Here is an 18,361-nt window from a genome sequence, read left to right on the forward strand (position 1 = left end):
AACTCAATTGGTGGCGTTGATCGACTTCGCCAACTCTTCCAGCTTCCGGGGATCGTTGCCGTGACGGCGCACCAGTTCGCGAGCCTGCCTGGACGGCAAATCGGTCGTGGCCGCCAGTTGTCGCACCTGCTGATCGTCGATGGCGACCTGCGGCAATGTATGGTCGATATTTCCTTGCTTGTCCTTCATCGCGCTTCTCCTTGATCCCTGTCGATGACAACGGCTCGAAAATCCGACCGGTTCCGAACGATCTGCAAACTTTTGGGCCGGCACCTGGGCGGACCAACATGCGCGTGCCCTGAGGGCGTAACGATCTCGATGGCTGGATTCTGCCAGGAACCATGCCACGGCGCACGAGTTGTTCCGACTGAACGGAGATAGTTAGATGCCACAGCCAAGACAGCCAGACCCAAATCGCGATGTGCCCGTGCCGCCTCCAACACGGAAGCCCCAGCCGATCGAGGAACCCGAACCGGAAAGGCTCCCGGACGAGACCCCGCTGCCCAATCCCGACGAGAATGAAGAGCCTCCCGTCCACGCATAGACGAAGGGGAGCTTCTTTATCGCGGGGCAAGTGCGCAACCTCGAGACAGAAAGCCCATCGCCTGCAGATCGGCAAAGTTGAATGGTTGCTTCGGCGCCTCAAGTCGTCGTCTGGATGATCAGGGTCAGCGTGCCATCGCCATCTATGTTTGCAGCGACAACCTGCGAGGAATTGAGCCCATTCGCCCTCAAAGCCGATGTCGCCTGAGGCGAAGCATCGACTGAGTTTTGCAGGCGAAGCAAATCTTCGGCGCTGGTTTGATTGATCACGGCATCCGCCTGCGCCTTGATTTCGTCAGGCAAATCCTCGACGGCGATAATGGCAACGCCGGTGAAATTCAAATCAGCAGAGCCTGGATCTGGCAGCGCCAGCTCCGGTTGCACTTCGCCCTGCGGTGGCGTCACCTGGGGAGGCTGCGGGCCAACAGTTTGGGCGTAGACGGGCTGAATGATGACCGCCCCGGAAAGTGCGAGAGCTATCGTCAACATGCGCATGGTCGCTCCTTGCATCCTCGAGGAGATTTTGAAGAAACCCCCATGCTGAGCGATGGTTCCCGCGGGGCTGGTCCCGCCGGGCGATTTCGTCCCAACTCACCCCAGAGAGACGCCGAAAACCTTGGCCAGGGCGTCCGTCACACGGCTGTCTCCCAACCGGTTGGGCGGTTTCGTACGGAATCGTACCATCGATTGATCTGCACCTTGGACAGGATCAAAATCAAGCAGAGGTGACCATGGGAGGGAGCCGCATGAGCATCGCCAGATGGGCAATAAGACCTGTCGGTACCGCCAAGGCGTTTCTGGCAGAGGAGCTTCGAAGTGCGCGATACGGCGACATTGTTTCGGTCAAAGCGGCGATAGAGGCCGCTCGCAGGGACGCGCCTTATTTGCAGGACACAGACGATGAGTTGATGGAGACGATCGTCGAGCTGGCACGGGAACTGGGGCTGGCCGTCCTTTTTGACTCTCGCGATTGACCGATGAGCCATGGCTGGAGGACTCACCGGCGGTTGAAGCGATTTGGTACGAAATCGACAATTGGCTCATGGCCGAAAATGCGCAATCATTGGGAAATGGGACGACGGTTGGACGACAAACTCGATTGCAAGGCTTGTGGGACTATCCAAATGGACATTCCCGACAACGCGGAGGAATCGACGCCAATTCATTGCAGCAATTGCGGCGCCTTTCTCGGCGAGTGGGGCGAATTGCAGGACGATTTCTACCGTCAGGCTCGCGGTACCGAAGCATTCGACTTGCGCAACGGAACCATTATCAAGAAGTAGCGCGCAACAACGCGGCCTCCGAATAACATCGGTAAATCCACAGGGGTTGGCAGATCTAGCCGACGTCGATGACGACCATCAACCCGCCGCCGCCCTTCTCCTCGACATTGTTGTTCGTCGTGTGATGCGGGATGTGGCAGTGAATGAGCCACTTGCCGGGACGCAGCGCCTTCCACACGACGTCATAGCGCTGTCCCGGTCCGACATTGATGGTATCGGCCAGGAAGCGTGCCGAGGGAGAAAGCGTCTCACCGTCACGGGCGACGACCTCGAAGGGTCCGCCATGGATATGCATTGGATGGACGAAGCCGTTGTTGGTGCCGATGAAACGCACCTTCAGCGTCTCGCCCACCTTCATAGGAATGGTGTCGGTTGCGGGATAGGCCTTACCGTTGATGGTGAAGAAGTTCGGCATGCCGCCTTCCATTGGCATTGAGGGGTAGGTCAGCCCATCACGCACCAGCCATTCCTGAAGTTCGATGACATAGTCGTGGTCAGCCGGAACCTCGTCGGCAGGATTGGCGGGATCGATGATCAGCGCCCCATAAAGCCCCAGCGCCTGGGTGCGGTCCGGCTTGGCATGCGGATGATAGAAATAGGTCCCGTGCTGGGTCGCGGTGAATGCATAGGAATAGGATTGTCCAGGTTCGATCGGCGGCTGGGTGATCTCGGCAGGCCCATCCATCTGGTTCGGCAGAATCATGCCGTGCCAATGCACCGTGGTTTCTTCGGGCAGGTCGTTGGTGACGTCGATGCGAACCTTATCGCCCTGGCGAATGTGGATGCGCGGACCGGGAATCTGGCCATTGTAGGCATAGGCGTCGACCGCGACGTTGGGCAGGATCTGCCAGCGGACCACCGATGGTCTGAGCTCGAACACCTTGACGCCGTTCTCCAGGCGGAATGGCAGTTCCTGGTCGCCCTTGGCGGCAAGAGCATAGGACGAGGTAACGCGACGCGGATCGGTTGCAGCCATGTCACGCATGGCCTCCGCCGGCGTGTCGCGACCCATGATCATGCCTTGCGGCATGATCGCGCCGCCGACGTCACGCGCCGAAAGCGTCAGGTTCAGCCAGTTGGCCGGCGCGGCCATGCCGATCGCCAGCGCCAACACCGACACAATACCGAGGGCCGCAATCTGCGGCGTGGTAGCGTCCGTCTCCATCTGGTGGCCGCTGCGTTTGGACTTATGGGAGGTGTTGCGGCTTCGTCGGCCGTCGCCGGCGTTGGGGTGATGCATAGCATGCTGTTGGTGGGCGGTCGGCTCTCCACTGCTCGTTTCGTTCGCCTGCGGGCGCTGCGTCATCAATCCGTGCTTCAGCCCGCGCGCGACCAGCCAGACATTGGCCGGATAGGCGAGCGTGAAGCCAGCGATGACGCCGATCGACATCACGCCCCAGAACAAAAGCTCGTTCGGCTCCATGGCGCGCATGTCGCGCCCCATCATCAGAAAGCTCATGACGGGTGCCATGCCGGCCATCATGAAATTCATCGAGATGAACTCGGGCAGGAAGCTCTTGCGCACGTTCTCCCGGTAGGTGCCGCCCATCATCGATTTCATGAACAGCGATTGGAAGATGAACAGGCCGAAGGCAAAGCCCGCCAGATATTCGACGATGAGGTCGAGCCACATCGGCAAGCCAAGCGTTGCCGTGATGACTGCGGCGAGAATGATGCCGGTCGCATCGCCGGCAACGCAGTGGATGGTCGAACCGACCCCCTGTTTCCACAGCGGCCTGGTAAAGTCTTCATGCTCGCCCGGCCGTGGCTCCTTGTCTGCAAGCACATAAAGCAGCAGCCCCAATGGACCCATATAGTCACCAGGATGAAACCCCATTTCATCACCACCGGTTCGGGATTGTTGCGGTATTGATCGAAGCCGACATAAAGCGTCGAGGCGGCGGCAAGAGCGAACCAGACGGCAAGGAAATAGTCGATTGGCTGGATGAACATGGATGCATCCCGTCGCGGATCAGTGGCTTGTCACAAGCAGCCCCGTCGATGAACGCAGCCGGCGTGTTTATGATCCCGCCGGCCCAATCCGGTTGTGTCGAATTCTCCAGCCTGGCGCTCTTGTCGAAGCATTAACGCGCGGTAATTCCCTTGAAGGCGTGGGCGCTTCGCTGCCTCAACAGGAGCTGGCCATGAAACATCAAACACTCGACCAACTGCATGCCGTCGCCAAGATTGAATCGTCGGCTGCCTATTCCGCAATGACACGAAATCAGCGCGTAGAGCGCTGGGCTGAACTGCTGGAGCGTAATCCCGAGCGATGCCTTGGGGCCTTTGCAGGCACTGAACATTTGCACCCTGAAGCACGTGCGATGATGCGGGGCGAGGGTACGGCAATTTCGGTTGCCTTCGAAGATCCAGTGCTGCGCGCATCGGGTTTGAAAGACGACACATATGGTGAGGCAAAGCGCTTTTTCGAGTTGAACGACTGGCAGTTGCACGACATCGTCTGCGATTGCCACGTCGGCTCAACCATGAAAGCGCGCTGGGCTGCGACGCGGGTCCGCTCAGCCATCAGCGGCAGGTTCTTTGCGTGGTTGCGGCAAAGGATAATGCGCTGACCGTAGTTGGGGATCGTCGTCGCTTCGGTGCGGCATACGATCCCCTGTCTTGCCGATTGGATGTCTTGCCGATTGGATGTCTTGCCAATCGGAGGTCTCGCCGATGCGGATCAACGCTTGTCCTGGTATAGCCGCTCGGTCGCTCGGTCGCTCTCCCTTCGTTCGGCGGGTCCACGCCGACGGCGTGCGATAACGGCATAGGCCATCAGCACGATCAGCAGCAATGGGCCGCCGGCAACGACGACCAACCACATGATATCTCCAAACATGGCGCCATCTCCTTTCCCAGACAACCGGCGAGGAGGAGAACCGTTCCGCGCAGCAGGCCACCTCGGTCGCCCCTGGTCATTAACTTACGAATTGCGCTCGTAGGTTCCGATGAGTTCAGCCTGCTCAAGCGAATGTTTCTGCGCCTCCCGCCAGATGCGCTCGATGCCCACGCTGGCTGGAATGGCAAGGCTCGGGATGTCGAGCGCGGCCAGCCGGAAATGGTAATGGTGAACGCCATGTCCGACCGGCGGCTCAGGGCCGTCGTAATAGGCGTTGCCAAAATCATTCGTTGCTTGCCTGAGGGCGCCCGGACCCGGCTTGCCGCTTTCGGCCTCGGGAAGTTCCCTTGTGTCCGGGGAGATGTTGAACACCGCCCAATGACCAAACGTTCCGCTCGGCGCGTCAGGATCCTGAACGACGAGAACAAGGCTCTTTGCTTCATCTGGCACTCCAGACCATTTCAGCGGCGGCGATACGTTTTTGCCGTCTCGTGTGTATCTTTCGGGAATTTGTCCGCCTTCGGCAAAGGCGGCACTGCTAAGGGCAAGTGGCATGGTTCACTCCTCGGGCGAAGTTGATCCCAGTGACGCGCAGGGCAGCTATTTGTTGGTCCGCATCTTTTGTCTTGGATCGATTCCGCCAGCGGCGGTCGTGTCGTTTTCGACGTCACCTTCGACCGTGTTCTCGCCTTCAAGCTCGAACTCTTCGCCTTCCTTGATCGTTCCCTTGGAAGTCCCGATACCAGGATTGTTCGCCAAGTCGGCATCGCTCGGTTTTTTCCATTTCGGATGTTTGGTTCCGGTCATGAGAAAACTCCTTCGACGGGGATTGCAGTTTTGAAATCGCAGACCGGATAATTCGTTCCGGTTCCACGCCTCGGCTTCTTCATTGGTTCGCCGCGCGCCGCCTAAAGCCCGAATGGATAGGTGTCGGGAACGCCGGTTCTTGCATGCTCCGGGCCAAGCGGCGTCACTGCCGCGGTTTTGTCGAACCATACGAACGCGTCGAACTGCCGGGGCAGGGAAGCGTCCGCATAGTGGCTGCCCAGCTCGGTTTCCGGCCGGTAGATCACGCCGATAAATCGCTCCAGCCTGCGTTCCAGCAACCGCTCACGCAGCGTTGTGTCGCGCCCGAGGTCGAGCAGGAACCGCGACACAAGGGAATCGTGGCAAAGCCGTTCGTAGCTGTCGGCGTGCGACGCGCGAATTTGCTTCACCTCCATTTTGCCATCCCAGTTGCTGGCGGCCGCTACAGTGCCGGAATGCGTGCCCATACCGATCAGCGCTGCCTCATCCCCGAAACGCTGCCGGCAGAGTTGGCCGATGTTCAGTTCGTCCCTGACGACGCCCATCTCGGTAAAGCGGGCATCGCCGATATGGGAATTGTGCGCCCACACCACGGCCTTGGCGTTGGGGCCGCCGGCATGCAGCAAATGTTCCAACGTTTCGAACATGTGCGTGTCGCGCAGGTTCCAGGACTCCGCACCGCCATAGTAAATGGTCCGGTAATAGTGTTCGGCGGACGCGATCAGCCGGGCATTCTGACTGGCATCGAGAAAGTCGGTGCCGTCCCTTTTTGCATATTCGAGCTGTTTGGCGAGCAAGTCCCGGCATTGTTCCAGCACCGCTTTTTCGCATTTTTGATAGCCGGCGGTGAGCACCGCGCGGCCGTAGGTGGACGGTTCGTGTTGCCAGGGCGTCAGGCAGCCATAGCGTTCGCGCGCGATCTTGGCTGCCTGGGGATCGACCCGGTCGAGATAGTCGAGGACCGCGCCGATGGAACCGCTCATATTGTAGATGTCGAGGCCGTAGAACCCTGCTTGCTCCGAAGGCTCTAGCTTCTCGTTGTGACGGCGCATCCAGTCGGTGAAGGCCGCGACATCGGTGTTGCGCCACATCCACGTCGGAAATCGCTGGAATGGCGCACCAGTGCCGGTTCGCGGCCGACGATGGCGAACGTAGCGGTCGATCGCCGCCGCGTCGGGCCAGTCCGCTTCGACCGCGACGATGGTGAAGCCGTGGCGTTCGATGAGCCTGCGGGTGATTGCCGCGCGCGCCCTGTAGAATTCGGCCGTGCCATGGCTTGCCTCGCCAAGCAGAAGAATGCGCCGGTCGGCGAACCGATCGAACAATGCGCCGAAGGCCGGATCGTCGAAATCGGGCAGGGGTTCGGCCGCGGCCGCGATCATATCAGGGAGGCTGATCGGATGCGGATGTCGAAGCGGACGGCCGACTTTGGTGACCGTGCCGTCTTCCGACCAACCCTGCTCGCCGATCAGAGGGACGAAGCGCACACCGCCGAAATCCTCCTCGCTATAGGTTGCGGCGCCTGTCCGGGTGACTTTGAGCAGACGTTGCAAATCCGGGTCGTCGCCGACCGGAATGACGAGCCTGCCGCCGACATCGAGTTGCTCCTGAAGGGCGAGCGGTGCGCCGGGACCGCTGGCTGTCACCACGATGGCATCGAACGGCGCCGCCTGCGGCCAGCCCTTGGTGCCATCGCCTGTCCGAACCTCGATGTTTTGGTAGCCGAGTTTTTCAAACCGCCGCTTCGCGGTTCCGGCCAAACCGGGATGACGCTCTATCGTGTAGACCTGTTCGACGATCCGGCTCATCACCGCGGCGGCGTACCCCGAGCCGGTGCCAATTTCGAGCACATGGTCACCCGGTTTGACATCCGCCATCTCGATCATGAACGCGACAATGTAGGGTTGCGATATGGTCTGGCTGTCGGCGATCGGCAGCGGCGTGTCTTCATAAGCAAATTCCTCGAAGCCGGGTTCGACGAAGGCCTCGCGTGGAACTTCGCGCATAGCCTGCAGAATCTCACGGTCATGGATGCCGCGCCGGCCGACATGGATTTTGACCATTCGATCACGGGCACGAGGAAGATCGAGCATCTTTTAGCTCCCCTTTGGTGCAACGCTTCGAGGCGATCCTTCGCGGTACCTGCCTTGAGCCTGCCTTCGCGATTCCAGTTTCTAACCGCCAGAAGACTTCAAGGTTCCCGACTATCTGCGGACAGAGCCGTGTGCCCGCCGGGATAGCGTCCGGTCTCTTGGCTGCGCGGGTCGCGACGCCGCCCCGGACGGCGGCAGTCGGGGGTTGCTCAAGCGCAAAGATGCCCCAGTTATCACCAGCGAACCGAAGCTGGAGATGTCGATGAACGACAAGGCAGCCGCGACGCCGCAGGCTATCGGCCACGAACGGATCGACCTCTTGGACCGTTACTGGCGCGCCGCGAATTATATCTCGGTCGGCCAGATCTACCTGCTCGACAATCCGCTGTTGCGCGAACCGTTGAAGGCCGAACATGTCAAGCCGCGGCTGCTTGGCCATTGGGGCACGACGCCGGGGCTGAATTTTCTCTACCTGCATCTGAACCGCGTTATCCGCGAAAGCGACCTTAATGTTCTGTTTATCTGCGGCCCGGGCCATGGCGGTCCCGCAATGGTTGCCAACACCTGGCTCGAGGGCACCTATAGCGAGATCTATCCCGATATCGGGCAGGGCGAAGACGGCCTCAGGAAACTGTTCCGGCAGTTTTCCTTCCCCGGCGGCGTGCCAAGCCATGCCGCGCCCGAGACGCCCGGCTCAATCCATGAGGGCGGTGAACTGGGATATGCCTTGGTCCATGCCTTCGGTGCGGCCTTCGACAATCCGGACCTGGTGGTTGCCTGCGTCGTTGGTGACGGCGAAGCCGAGACCGGTCCGCTCGCGGCGGCATGGCATTCCAACAAATTCCTGAACCCGATGTCGGACGGCGCAGTCCTGCCGATTCTGCATCTCAACGGCTACAAGATCGCCAGCCCAACGATCCTCGGCCGCATGGACGACCAGGAATTGCGAGACCTTTTCGCCGGCTATGGCTACGAACCGTTCTTCGTCGAGGGCCACGAGCCGCTTGCCATGCACCAGTCGATGGCCGCGACGCTCGACACGGTGCTCGATCGCATCCGTTCAATTCAGGAGCAGGCACGGGCTCCGGGATGGCATGGTCAACGCCCGCAATGGCCAATGATCGTGCTGCGCAGTCCCAAGGGCTGGACCGGGCCGAAGGAGGTCGATGGCGAGAAGGTCGAAGGTTTCTGGCGCTCGCATCAAGTGCCGGTGTCGAACGCACGCGGAAATGAGGACCACCGCAAGATCCTCGAAAATTGGATGCGAAGCTACGAACCGGGAGAGCTGTTCGATGAAAGCGGGCATCTGTTGCCGGAACTCGCGGCACTTGCCCCAACAGGGACAAAGCGCATGGGCGCAAGCCCGTACGCAAATGGCGGACTGCTGAAGCGCGATCTTGTGCTTCCAGACTGGAAAAGCCTGGCGCTGGAAGTGCCGCGTCCAGGTGGCGTCATCGCTGAAGCGACGCGGATTTGCGGAAGCTATCTTCGCGAGGTGTTCCGCCTCAATGCCGAGGCGCGGAATTTTCGCCTGATGGGGCCGGACGAGACGTCATCCAACCGCCTCGATGAGGTGTTCGAAGTTACCGATCGTATCTGGATGCAGTGCATCGAACCCTATGACGTCCATCTTTCCCGTGACGGACGTGTCATGGAGGTGCTCAGCGAGCATCTCTGCCAAGGTTGGCTCGAAGGCTATCTGCTCACCGGCCGGCACGGCCTGTTCTCCTGCTATGAAGCCTTCATCCACATTGTCGATTCGATGGTCAACCAGCATGCCAAATGGCTGAAGACCTCCGGCGAGCTTGCCTGGCGCAAGCCGATCGCCTCGCTCAATTACCTTTTGACCTCCCATGTCTGGCGGCAGGACCACAATGGTTTCAGCCATCAGGATCCGGGCTTTGCCGATCTGGTCGCCAACAAGAAGGCCGATACGGTAAGGCTCTATTTTCCGCCGGACGCCAACACCCTGCTGTGGATCACCGATCATTGCCTGAGAACCTATAACCGCATCAATGTCATTGCCGCCGGCAAGCAGCCGGCACCGCAATGGCTGTCCATTGAAGAAGCCGAAGCGCATTGCAAGGCGGGGGCGGGCATCTGGGAATGGGCCGGTACGGTTGCTCAGGGCGAGGAGCCCGATGTGGTCATGGCCTGCGCCTGCGATGTGCCGACGCTAGAGACACTTGCTGCGACCGACATTCTGCGCTCCGCAATCCCCGACCTGAAAATCCGCGTCGTCAATGTTGTCGACCTGATGACGCTGCAGTCGAACACGGTGCACCCGCACGGCCTTGCCGATGGAGACTTCGACGCGTTGTTCACGAAGACACGGCCTGTCATCTTCGCCTATCACGGCTATCCCTATCTCATTCATCGCCTGACCTACCGTCGCGCCAACCATGACAACATGCATGTGCATGGCTTCCGCGAGGAGGGCACCACGACGACGCCGTTCGACATGGTGGTGCTCAATGAACTCGATCGCTACCACCTCGCGCTCGCCGCCATCGAACGCGTGCCGGGACTGGCCGAAAGGGCCGAAGGGCTTGCGGGCGAACTCCACGACCGGCTGGTGAAGCACAGGGCCTATGTCCGCGAGCACGGCGAAGACATGCCCGAAATCCAGGAATGGAGCTGGCCCGGCAAAAGCGCGGCAAAGGCGCGCCGATGACCCGCCGGTCGATCCTGGCGCTGAATGCCGGTTCGTCCAGCATAAAGTTCGCGCTTTACGATATTGCCTCGTCGCAGGATCTGCAGCTCGTTTCACGCGGCACGTTGGACTTGGGCGACACACCCACACTCCGCGCAAAAGCGGCCAACGGAACGGTGCAGTGCGAGCGGCAGCTCGCCGCCGACAAGTCGCGTGATGCGGCCATAGGCGAGATGCTGAATTGGGTGCAGAGCGAAATTGGCGAAAGAAACCTGCTCTGCGCCGGCCATCGCGTCGTGCATGGCGGAAGCGAATTCATCGAACCTGTCCGTCTTACCCCAGACATCATCGACGCCATCGACAGGTTGACGCCGCTTGCTCCGCTGCATCAGCCTCGCAGTCTCGCGCCGGTCCGCGCGATAGCTGCCTTGCAACCGGACTTGCCACAGGTTGGCTGTTTCGACACCGCTTTCCACCAGACGATCGATCCGCTCGTGCGGCGCTTCGCCCTTCCGCGCCAGTATGAAGGGCAAGGCTTGCGCCGCTACGGGTTTCACGGTCTCTCCTATGAATACATCGCCGGGCGGCTCAGCGGGATATCGCCAACTCTTGCGGCGAAACGCACCATCGTCGCCCATCTCGGCAATGGTGCCAGCCTTTGCGCTTTGCAGCAGGGCAAGAGCATCGATACGACGATGGGATTTTCGGCGCTGGATGGCCTCGTCATGGGCACGCGGTGCGGCGCCATCGATCCCGGCGTGCTGTTGTACTTCCTGCTGGAAAGAGGCATCGCGGCTGAGGAACTGCAGACAATCCTTTACGAGAAATCGGGACTGCTCGGCGTATCCGGTGTTTCGGGCGACATGAGGACGTTGGAAGCGAGCAATGATCCCCGCGCTCATGAGGCGATGGCGCTTTTCGCCTTTCGCGCCGCGAGAGAGGCCGCGGCGCTTGCAAACACGATGGGTGGTCTTGAATGCCTCGTGTTCACCGCCGGCATCGGCGAACGGTCCGCGTCTATCCGCAACGCCATATGCGAAAAATTGACCTGGCTTGGCGTGGTGCTTGAAGAACACGCCAACGACACCCACGCCGAAATCATCAGTCGGTCGGAGAGCAAGGTGGAGGTGCGCGTGATTGCGACCGATGAGGAAAGTGTCGTTGCGCGTCACAGCCGCAAGGTGATGCAAGCCTGAAGGCTCGCCATTTCGGAAATCGGCTGTCGGTTCGGCCAGATGAAAGCGCGGGGCAAGGGTATTCCCTGTACGAAAATTACCAAGCGAGCGGTCGGGGGAACCAACTGCCCATGGAAATATTGTGCGAGCAATCCGGGCTAACCCCGAGACCGTCGGCACGATGATCAGGCCGACAGCCTTACTTTAGGCTTTGGCTGAGGAATCCATGTTTACGGACGACGTTGCGGTGAGGCGCCTGAAAATCCTGGTCGAGCAATATGTCGAGACACGCAGGAAGCGCCACGATGTGATCTCTACAGCCAAGGCCGGAACCGCAATCCGAGAGGTGATGCCAAGTTGCCCGCTTTCGGGAAAGGCCTTCGATGATCTGATTGCGGCCTGCGCCATAGAGCATGGCCTCGCCGTGCTCTTCGACAATCCGGGTATATCAGGCACTGAAATCTGAGGCTGGCGCTTCCGAGGCCACCATCGCGATGAGCAGGAGTTCAGTCGGCATGTCCAGATACTTTTTCGACCTTCGAGATGAGAGCGGAAGCTTGCAGGAGGATCCGGAGGGCCAGGAATTTCCTGATCTCGCGAGCGCCGAGGAAAACGCGATGGCGTCGGCGAAGGAAATCCTGGCCGAAGAGCTGCTGCATGGCAAGCCGCTGCGTACCGGATTGGCCTTCGAGATTTTTGACGAGAACCGCAACCTGGTGCTGCGCTTCCCCTTTGCGCTCGCGGCCGAAAAGGCCGGGGCACCCCCTTAATACCGAATTGCCTGGCGGCCGATCGCTTGCAGGGTCAACGGGTCGGGCTTCAATGCGGATCCTATCCTTCCGCCTTGAAGTTTCTGGCTTCTTTCTCGACCTTGGGGCTGTCCTTGCCATGCTTTCGCATGAGCTCCTTGGCCTGCTTGGGTGAGACGTCGGTGGTCTCTGCCAAGCGCAGCGCCTTCTTGTCCTTGCTTTCGGTCTTCTGCTTCTTGGCCGTCATGGCTCTTGAACTCCCTTGAAGCCTGTTCCGATCGATCTTTGCCGGTGCGAACGCCCGAGCATATCCAGATGAACTGTCGTTGCCTGGTTTGCTTCGACGAGACGTCAACGAGACGGTCCCGGTCAGGTTCCGTGCATCGCCTGCTCATGGCTGAACTTGTCACGCCACGCGGCGGTATCGATGGCGATCTCGGATGAATTCATTGAAGAAGCGGCCTTTTGAGGAGGCTTTGGTGAAAGCGGCATAAGTTGCCGGCGCAACACCCTCATAATCGTAACGTCTGCCGCTCGGCACAAACCAGACCGAGAGGATCTTGGTGGCGGGATCGTATTGTGTGTTTTGGATCACGGTCGATGGCATAGTGGCACCCGACGGGTCTGCCCGAATAACCCGCTAGCGGTAGTCAGGTTCCGCCGATGCCCTCGCGGCTCGCACCGCGACTACCGGTCGCGCGGGTTGCCGAACGTCGGGTCGCGCTTCCTCGAATATCGGTCGATGCGTGGCAGGCTGTCATCAAACTCGATGCACGGTAGCCTCAGGTCCCAATAGGCATGGGCTTGCGGCCGAAAACCTTCAGGTTTGTCGAGGAAGCCGATCGTCACATAGAACTCGTCCGGCAGACCTTCGTCGCGATAGCCTATCGAGCTTCCACAGTCTGGGCAGAACGTGCGGGTGACGCCTGGCGTTTTGGAAAAGACCTTCGGTGTTCCCCTAAGAAGCTGAAATTGCTTCGGCCGGTAACCGACCCAGATCGTCAGCGGACTTCCGATGGCCCGGCGGCAATCGTCGTCGTGATCGTAGCATATCCAGAAAGGCTCTCCATCCATGGCTGCCGCGATCCGTCCGCAGAAGCAGCCTCCGGTCTCGCGCCGCATCGTCTGTCCATCCTGTCGCGCCCAAGGAACGTTCAGAGAGCGGCCGAACGGCCGCTCCCATTCAAGGTGAAGTCCTTGAAATCATGCATCGTGATGCTCGGGCATGCTCTTGAGCTGATCCTTGGTCCAGTTCGTCACCGCGTGAACGTCGCCGTCTTCATCGCGCATGAATTCCAACTGGCTCGCGGGAACGGCCACTGGCTTGGCGCCTATGCCGAGGAAGCCGCCGACATCGATGACGACCTGACTGGCGGCTCCAGAGCCGTGGACATGCGAAACGCTGCCGACCTTGTTGTCGTCCGCGTCGTAAATCGTGGCGTCTTCGAGAAGGTCGGGCGTCAGTTCGGTGCTTGTGAGGCGTACGTGATTGGTGTGATCCATCGTTCGAGACTCCTGTTGGGTGGAATATCTGAACCTCTCAGCCGAGCAATCGTTCCGAACAATTTCGGGGGCGACGGACGGACGACACAAGGATGCAAGAACCCTCAAAATCAGCCTCGGCCCGAATTGACTCGCAAAGCTCCGTACGGAAGCGTACAAAGGAAAATCGTCAGCAGCACAGTTGGGCGCTGACGCTTGGGAGTGACCATCGCTCTTGCCCATCACGAGGCATGGCCTTGCATGGCGAGGAGCCCGAGCACCCCGGTCTGCCACTGGACGCGATAACCGCGCTGGCGCGGGATACAGGCGCCATTGAACAGCAGATAGGTGAAATCATATCGCTCCTCGGGTTCGATCGCGCCTCTATCCTGCGGGAGGCTCGTTTGCTGGCGAAAGATGGTCAGCCAACAAGGCCTTCGAGTCTTCAGCAGTAACTGTTGGTTTCATACCAACACGCCGGCCCGTCTAGTGCTGCGCGAGACGAAGTCTATGGTTCATTACCGTCCGCTCGTTCGACGGGCGCAACCGGCTAAGAGATCCCAGTGCTCTTGCCCAAGGGAAAAGAGTCTCGTGGATTACCAGATCCTGCAAGCCAAGAGCGAATTGCTTCGCCGCATGAGTGCGGACGATTTCGCGCGGCTGAGGCCACATCTCGCGAGCGTTTTTCTGGAGTTGCGCGCGCCACTGGAGACTGCGGGGCAGAAGATCGAAGCCGTCTATTTTCTGGAAAGCGGACTGGCATCGGTGGTGGCCAGGACTTCGGCGGCGACCGAAGCGGAAGTCGGAATCATCGGGTTCGAAGGAATGACCGGTTCGGCCCTGATCATGGGGGACGACCAGGCCAACTTTGATTGCTACGTCCAGTCGACATGCGAGGCCCTCCGGGTAGAGGCCGCCCCATTCGTCGAAGCCCTGGAGAACAGCCCTACGTTGCGGTCGTTCCTGTTGCGCTATGTCCAATATTTCCACGTTCAGACAAGCTACACGGCATCGATCAACGCACGGCAGAGCCTGGAAGTCCGGCTGGCGAGATGGCTTTTGATGTGCAGCGACCGCACTGTCGGCGACAGACTTATGATAACCCATGAATTTCTGTCCATCATGCTTGGTGTCAGGCGTCCGGGGGTTACCGTTGGCCTTCAGATGATCGAGAGTTATGGTTATATCCGAGCGCGCCGCGGAGAGATCACGATCCGCGATCGAGACGGTCTCGTGAAGTTGGCGCGAGATTCTTACGGTCCACCCGAAACCCAGTACCGCCGGCTGATCGGAGATCTTGGCTCGAAGCATCCTGCGAGGCAGCAGCGGCCTCTCGTTTGAGCGCTGGAGGGCGACAGAGGCTTCTCCGCCACTGAACCGCCAGGAGGACATTTCGAGTGGCCGACGCGATGATGCCGGTGAGACACCGTTGCCCAAACCCGCGCCGGCCACTGCGGCATGTTTTGGGGATGCCGCGTTGCCAATTTAGTTGCTGACAAGCAACTGGCAACGAGGGCTCACGGTTTGGTAAGAACCGTACGTACATACACGCAACCTCCCTCGATCGCATTCAAGGCCTGCCTGCGGAATCCTAGGTTGAATACAGCACCCGATAACTCCGAATTGACAGGCTTTGTCCGGTCGGCGCGGTGATGTCCGCGGGTAGGGTGCAGATTTGCTGGCCAGGTTCCGATATTGCCAGGCGGGCTGGCCTTCACCATCTAGCTGGGATGTCGACACCCACATCGAAAACACCCGGCTCATCCAGGCTTCAGCACGATCTCTTTGGTGCTGCCGACGACCTGCCGGACGGTTTCCTCTACCAGCCCGAGTTGATCGCGGCGCAAGAAGAAGCGGAACTCGCCCGGCGCCTCGAAGGCCTGCCTTTCGAGGCGTTCGATTTCCATGGCCATCTGGCAAACCGGCGCGTGGTCGGTTTTGGCCTGCGCTACGACTATGACAGGCGTCAGGTCGTCGAAGCGCCGCCGATCCCTGACTTCCTACTGGCCCTGCGCGACAAGATCGCGGTGCTGGCAGGCAGGCCCGCCGAGGCTTTCGCGCAGGTGTTGATCAATGAGTATCGGCCTGGCGCCGGCATTGGCTGGCATCGAGACAAGCCTCATTTCGAAGACGTTGCGGGTGTTTCGTTGCTGGCGCCTTGCAGCTTCCGGCTCCGGCGGAAGAATGGCACCAAGTGGGATCGCCGCACCATCGTCGTCGAACCAAGGTCGGCGTATCTCATGACCGGACCATCACGCACGGAATGGGAGCATAGCATTCCGCCAGTTGACCTGCATCGATACTCGATCACCTTGCGGACATTGCGCGCCAACTCCGCATGAGCATAAGAACCTTCTTTTCCGCCGACGGCGGCGTGCCACGCGATTCACCGATCCGGAAGATCGAAAGCCAGCGTAAAGCATCGTGCGCCGAGTTCATCGATCACACCCTCATAGATTTTCCGGGAATGGGGCCAGCCGTGCAGAAGGATCAAGGCCGGTCGGCCCGGATCGCCGGCCATGGATACCGCCAGCCGCATATTGCCTGCTTCGAGGGTCCGGACGAGCATCGTCTATCCATTCTCGGGAACTCAGGAGAAAACGATGAGCGAACGAATAGGTTGCCCGACCGGTTTCCGCCGGCGTCGCTGCTCACCGCCGCCCGTTCTCCAGCAGTGGCCAGTGCTCAAAGAACCCAGCCTGCTCGCTCAGCCGGCTGGACCGTCACCCGGCGGGAGGAGGGGGCCACTCTCGCCACCGGCCTGTTGGTCCGCTTGGCGGAACAAGCATTTAATCCTGACGTTAAAATGCCGGGCGGTCCCGCAACGGGCGAATGGGCTGTCGCGAAGTCGTCGCGGCGGCGATTTGCAATTAGGACAATGCAGGGAGATCCAGATGCCGCTTACGGCCTTCGCACTCAATTGCTCGCTCAAAGCTTCGAACGACAGGGAAAAATCCTCCACCGATCGGTTGCTCGCCGATGTCCTGGCGGCGCTGATGCAATACGAGGTGAAGGGCGAGATCGTGCGTGCGCTCAGCCACGATATCAAGCCCGGCGTGCTCTCCGACATGGGCGAGGGCGACGATTGGCCGAAACTCAGGAAGAAAATACTGGCGGCCGACATTTTCGTGCTCGGGCTCCCGATCTGGCTTGGCCAGCCCTCGAGTGTGGCCAAGCGCGTCCTGGAGCGGATGGATGCGTTTCTCGATGAGACCGATGACAGAGGGCGCATGCCGGCAGCAGGAAAGGTGGCCTTGGTAGCCATCGTCGGCAATGAGGACGGTGCGCATCACTGCCACGCGGAATGCTTTCAGGCACTGAACGATGTTGGCTTCACCATCCCGGCCAATGGCGGGGTCTATTGGGTTGGCGAGGCCATGCAGGAGGTTAACTACGTCGACCTGCCGGCAACTCCGGAAAAAGTCTCGGGTGCGATCGAAATGGCAGCTTCAAACGCCGCCCATCTCGCTGGATTGCTGAAAGAGCGGGACTACTCGGGCGTCTCGGGGTGACCTTTGTTCACCTAAACACTACCTTGGCAGCGTCGATGAGGTCTCAGTCGGGAACAGGAAGGCTTGTAGCGAGTTCATATTCTCATCAGCCGGCGACCGCCGCTCCGTCTATACGGCGCGAAGCCGCAAACAGGAGAGCAAGTCATGGGTCTCGGCACGATTCTTATCATTATTCTGGTCATTGCATTGCTTGGCGGTTTTAGTGGTCTTGGCGGCGGGCCTTTCTACGGCACCGGTTACTATGGCGGCGGCGGCCTCGGTCTGCTGCTGCTTGTAGTCATTATCCTGGTCGTGCTCGGGCGTCTCTAGCCGAGTCCGCGATGCGGGTGGCAGAATGTATCACCTGCCGCTTGCGGTCCTTCTGGGTTGCTTTGAATCCATAGCAGTCCAGCAATGACGGTCCGCCCTCTAGAGGGCGGACCACTCGTTGGAGATGTTAGGTCAAAATCAGGACGATCTTGAACGTATCCGGATCAACGATGACGATCCGGCCGTCCGCAAGCACGAAATACTCGTAACTTTCGTAAGCGGGAACGATCTTGACGATACGAGCCGGCAAACGATGCAGCCTGACCTTCTGCCGTGGGACTTCGACGCCGACGGTGATGTCAAAATCGACATTGGAAACAGGCTCGACCTTCGTCTCCCGGATGATCTGAGTGACCTCGGTTTTCTGCTCCACCGTCACGTTGTTGATGGAACCGGTCGACGTCGTATCCTGTCTCGAGGCCTTGCCCTGAGCCTGCTCGTCGGTCTGCATCTTGGTCTTGTCCTGAGCCTGCTGGTCGGTGGTGGTGCCGGCCTTGCCCTGCGCCTGCTCGTCGGTCTTCAGCTTGGTCTTGTCCTGCGCCTGCTTCAGCTTGGTCTTGTCCTGAGCCTGCTGGTCGGTGGTGCCGGCCTTGCCCTGCGCCTGCTCGTCGGTCTTCAGCTTGGTCTTGTCCTGAGCCTGTTGGTCGGTGGAGGTGCCGGCCTTGCCCTGAGCCTGCTCGTCGGTCTTCAGCTTGGCTTTGCCCTGGGCCTGCTCGCCCATCTTGGAACCGCCCTGGCAGTCAGCCTGCCCGGAAGCGCAATTGGCGTCTGCGCCAGATTGGCTTTCGGGCTGTTGTGTCTGAGCCATTGCCGTTCCACAGCCGAGCCCGATCGCCAGCATGCTGGTAATGAGAACATGTTTCATGGGGAAATCTCCCTGGGTAAGGTTCGTCCCTTCAGTGCGTAGAACCAG

General features: G+C 60.0%; 24 protein-coding genes. 12 read left to right on the top strand and 12 right to left on the bottom strand.

Annotated elements, in window-relative coordinates; all coding sequences use genetic code 11:
* Nucleotides 1-3: 3 nt before the first annotated feature.
* The gene (locus NKI69_RS11975; RefSeq protein WP_023812005.1) at nt 4-189 is read right to left on the bottom strand and encodes a hypothetical protein; all 186 of its coding nucleotides are present in this window, start codon (nt 187-189) and stop codon (nt 4-6) included.
* Between the two features lie 453 nt (nt 190-642).
* On the bottom strand, nt 643-1,038 hold the full coding sequence (locus NKI69_RS11980) for a hypothetical protein (RefSeq protein ID WP_023812004.1): 396 nt from the start codon (nt 1,036-1,038) through the stop codon (nt 643-645).
* A gap of 251 nt (nt 1,039-1,289) precedes the next feature.
* On the opposite strand from NKI69_RS11980, the gene NKI69_RS11985 reads away from it, so the two are divergent.
* Nucleotides 1,290-1,517 (top strand): hypothetical protein, encoded by a 228-nt coding sequence (locus NKI69_RS11985; protein WP_023812003.1) that lies wholly within the window; start codon nt 1,290-1,292, stop codon nt 1,515-1,517.
* Between the two features lie 150 nt (nt 1,518-1,667).
* The gene (locus tag NKI69_RS11990; RefSeq protein WP_023812002.1) at nt 1,668-1,826 is read left to right on the top strand and encodes a hypothetical protein; all 159 of its coding nucleotides are present in this window, start codon (nt 1,668-1,670) and stop codon (nt 1,824-1,826) included.
* A gap of 55 nt (nt 1,827-1,881) precedes the next feature.
* Here NKI69_RS11990 and NKI69_RS11995 read toward each other — a convergent pair whose 3' ends face one another.
* Nucleotides 1,882-3,663 carry a multicopper oxidase domain-containing protein gene (locus NKI69_RS11995; protein WP_502900174.1) on the bottom strand — a complete coding sequence of 594 codons (1,782 nt, stop codon included), beginning with the start codon at nt 3,661-3,663 and terminating at the stop codon, nt 1,882-1,884.
* 32 nt (nt 3,664-3,695) lie between these two features.
* Here NKI69_RS11995 and NKI69_RS12000 point away from each other — a divergent pair, with 32 nt between their 5' ends.
* Together NKI69_RS12000 and NKI69_RS12005 are read left to right on the top strand one after the other, a co-directional pair.
* On the top strand, nt 3,696-3,914 hold the full coding sequence (locus NKI69_RS12000) for a hypothetical protein (RefSeq protein ID WP_352721575.1): 219 nt from the start codon (nt 3,696-3,698) through the stop codon (nt 3,912-3,914).
* A 56-nt stretch (nt 3,915-3,970) separates the two neighbouring features.
* Nucleotides 3,971-4,399: a hypothetical protein gene (locus NKI69_RS12005; protein ID WP_023812000.1), complete on the top strand. Its 429-nt coding sequence runs from the start codon at nt 3,971-3,973 to the stop codon at nt 4,397-4,399.
* Between the two features lie 110 nt (nt 4,400-4,509).
* Here the strand turns inward: NKI69_RS12005 and NKI69_RS12010 are convergent, their stop codons facing one another.
* The 4 genes from NKI69_RS12010 to NKI69_RS12025 form a co-directional block, all read right to left on the bottom strand.
* On the bottom strand, nt 4,510-4,668 hold the full coding sequence (locus tag NKI69_RS12010) for a hypothetical protein (RefSeq protein WP_352721411.1): 159 nt from the start codon (nt 4,666-4,668) through the stop codon (nt 4,510-4,512).
* An 84-nt stretch (nt 4,669-4,752) separates the two neighbouring features.
* Complete coding sequence (locus tag NKI69_RS12015) at nt 4,753-5,223, bottom strand: YbhB/YbcL family Raf kinase inhibitor-like protein (protein ID WP_128304464.1); 471 nt, start codon at nt 5,221-5,223, stop codon at nt 4,753-4,755.
* Nucleotides 5,224-5,268: 45 nt separating this feature from the next.
* A complete protein-coding gene (locus NKI69_RS12020; RefSeq protein WP_013531530.1) occupies nt 5,269-5,475 on the bottom strand; it encodes a hypothetical protein in 207 nt (68 codons plus the stop codon).
* Between the two features lie 101 nt (nt 5,476-5,576).
* Complete coding sequence (locus NKI69_RS12025) at nt 5,577-7,568, bottom strand: protein-L-isoaspartate(D-aspartate) O-methyltransferase (RefSeq protein WP_352721413.1); 1,992 nt, start codon at nt 7,566-7,568, stop codon at nt 5,577-5,579.
* A 262-nt stretch (nt 7,569-7,830) separates the two neighbouring features.
* Between NKI69_RS12025 and NKI69_RS12030 the strand changes: the two genes are divergently transcribed.
* The 4 genes from NKI69_RS12030 to NKI69_RS12045 all read left to right on the top strand — a co-directional run bounded on the left by NKI69_RS12030 (nt 7,831) and on the right by NKI69_RS12045 (nt 12,166).
* On the top strand, nt 7,831-10,242 hold the full coding sequence (locus NKI69_RS12030) for a phosphoketolase family protein (protein WP_352721415.1): 2,412 nt from the start codon (nt 7,831-7,833) through the stop codon (nt 10,240-10,242).
* On the top strand, nt 10,239-11,417 hold the full coding sequence (locus NKI69_RS12035) for an acetate/propionate family kinase (RefSeq protein ID WP_352721417.1): 1,179 nt from the start codon (nt 10,239-10,241) through the stop codon (nt 11,415-11,417). Before NKI69_RS12030 ends, NKI69_RS12035 begins: the two co-directional genes overlap by 4 nt.
* Nucleotides 11,418-11,622: 205 nt before the next feature.
* On the top strand, nt 11,623-11,862 hold the full coding sequence (locus tag NKI69_RS12040; RefSeq protein WP_352721419.1) for a hypothetical protein: 240 nt from the start codon (nt 11,623-11,625) through the stop codon (nt 11,860-11,862).
* A gap of 49 nt (nt 11,863-11,911) precedes the next feature.
* A complete protein-coding gene (locus NKI69_RS12045) occupies nt 11,912-12,166 on the top strand; it encodes a DUF6894 family protein (protein ID WP_023811993.1) in 255 nt (84 codons plus the stop codon).
* 61 nt (nt 12,167-12,227) lie between these two features.
* Here NKI69_RS12045 and NKI69_RS12050 read toward each other — a convergent pair whose 3' ends face one another.
* The 4 genes from NKI69_RS12050 to NKI69_RS12065 all read right to left on the bottom strand — a co-directional run bounded on the left by NKI69_RS12050 (nt 12,228) and on the right by NKI69_RS12065 (nt 13,648).
* A complete protein-coding gene (locus NKI69_RS12050; protein WP_023811992.1) occupies nt 12,228-12,392 on the bottom strand; it encodes a hypothetical protein in 165 nt (54 codons plus the stop codon).
* 159 nt (nt 12,393-12,551) lie between these two features.
* Complete coding sequence (locus tag NKI69_RS12055; RefSeq protein WP_023811991.1) at nt 12,552-12,752, bottom strand: KTSC domain-containing protein; 201 nt, start codon at nt 12,750-12,752, stop codon at nt 12,552-12,554.
* Nucleotides 12,753-12,832: 80 nt separating this feature from the next.
* A complete protein-coding gene (locus tag NKI69_RS12060; protein ID WP_352721421.1) occupies nt 12,833-13,267 on the bottom strand; it encodes a GFA family protein in 435 nt (144 codons plus the stop codon).
* Nucleotides 13,268-13,348: 81 nt separating this feature from the next.
* A complete protein-coding gene (locus NKI69_RS12065) occupies nt 13,349-13,648 on the bottom strand; it encodes a PRC-barrel domain-containing protein (RefSeq protein WP_128304469.1) in 300 nt (99 codons plus the stop codon).
* A gap of 570 nt (nt 13,649-14,218) precedes the next feature.
* Between NKI69_RS12065 and NKI69_RS12070 the strand changes: the two genes are divergently transcribed.
* The 4 genes from NKI69_RS12070 to NKI69_RS12085 all read left to right on the top strand — a co-directional run bounded on the left by NKI69_RS12070 (nt 14,219) and on the right by NKI69_RS12085 (nt 17,448).
* A complete protein-coding gene (locus tag NKI69_RS12070) occupies nt 14,219-14,968 on the top strand; it encodes a Crp/Fnr family transcriptional regulator (protein ID WP_128304471.1) in 750 nt (249 codons plus the stop codon).
* A gap of 389 nt (nt 14,969-15,357) precedes the next feature.
* Nucleotides 15,358-15,969, top strand: coding sequence for an alpha-ketoglutarate-dependent dioxygenase AlkB (locus NKI69_RS12075; RefSeq protein WP_128304472.1), 612 nt, complete (start codon nt 15,358-15,360; stop codon nt 15,967-15,969).
* 552 nt (nt 15,970-16,521) lie between these two features.
* Nucleotides 16,522-17,139: a flavodoxin family protein gene (locus tag NKI69_RS12080; protein WP_128304473.1), complete on the top strand. Its 618-nt coding sequence runs from the start codon at nt 16,522-16,524 to the stop codon at nt 17,137-17,139.
* 144 nt (nt 17,140-17,283) lie between these two features.
* Entirely contained in the window at nt 17,284-17,448 is a 165-nt protein-coding gene (locus NKI69_RS12085) for a DUF3309 family protein (RefSeq protein ID WP_023811982.1), read from the top strand.
* Between the two features lie 127 nt (nt 17,449-17,575).
* Here the strand turns inward: NKI69_RS12085 and NKI69_RS12090 are convergent, their stop codons facing one another.
* On the bottom strand, nt 17,576-18,313 hold the full coding sequence (locus NKI69_RS12090) for a DUF1236 domain-containing protein (RefSeq protein WP_352721423.1): 738 nt from the start codon (nt 18,311-18,313) through the stop codon (nt 17,576-17,578).
* Between the last annotated feature and the right edge of the window lie 48 nt (nt 18,314-18,361).

Source organism: Mesorhizobium sp. M0491 (assembly GCF_040321265.1).
Taxonomy (GTDB): domain Bacteria; phylum Pseudomonadota; class Alphaproteobacteria; order Rhizobiales; family Rhizobiaceae; genus Mesorhizobium.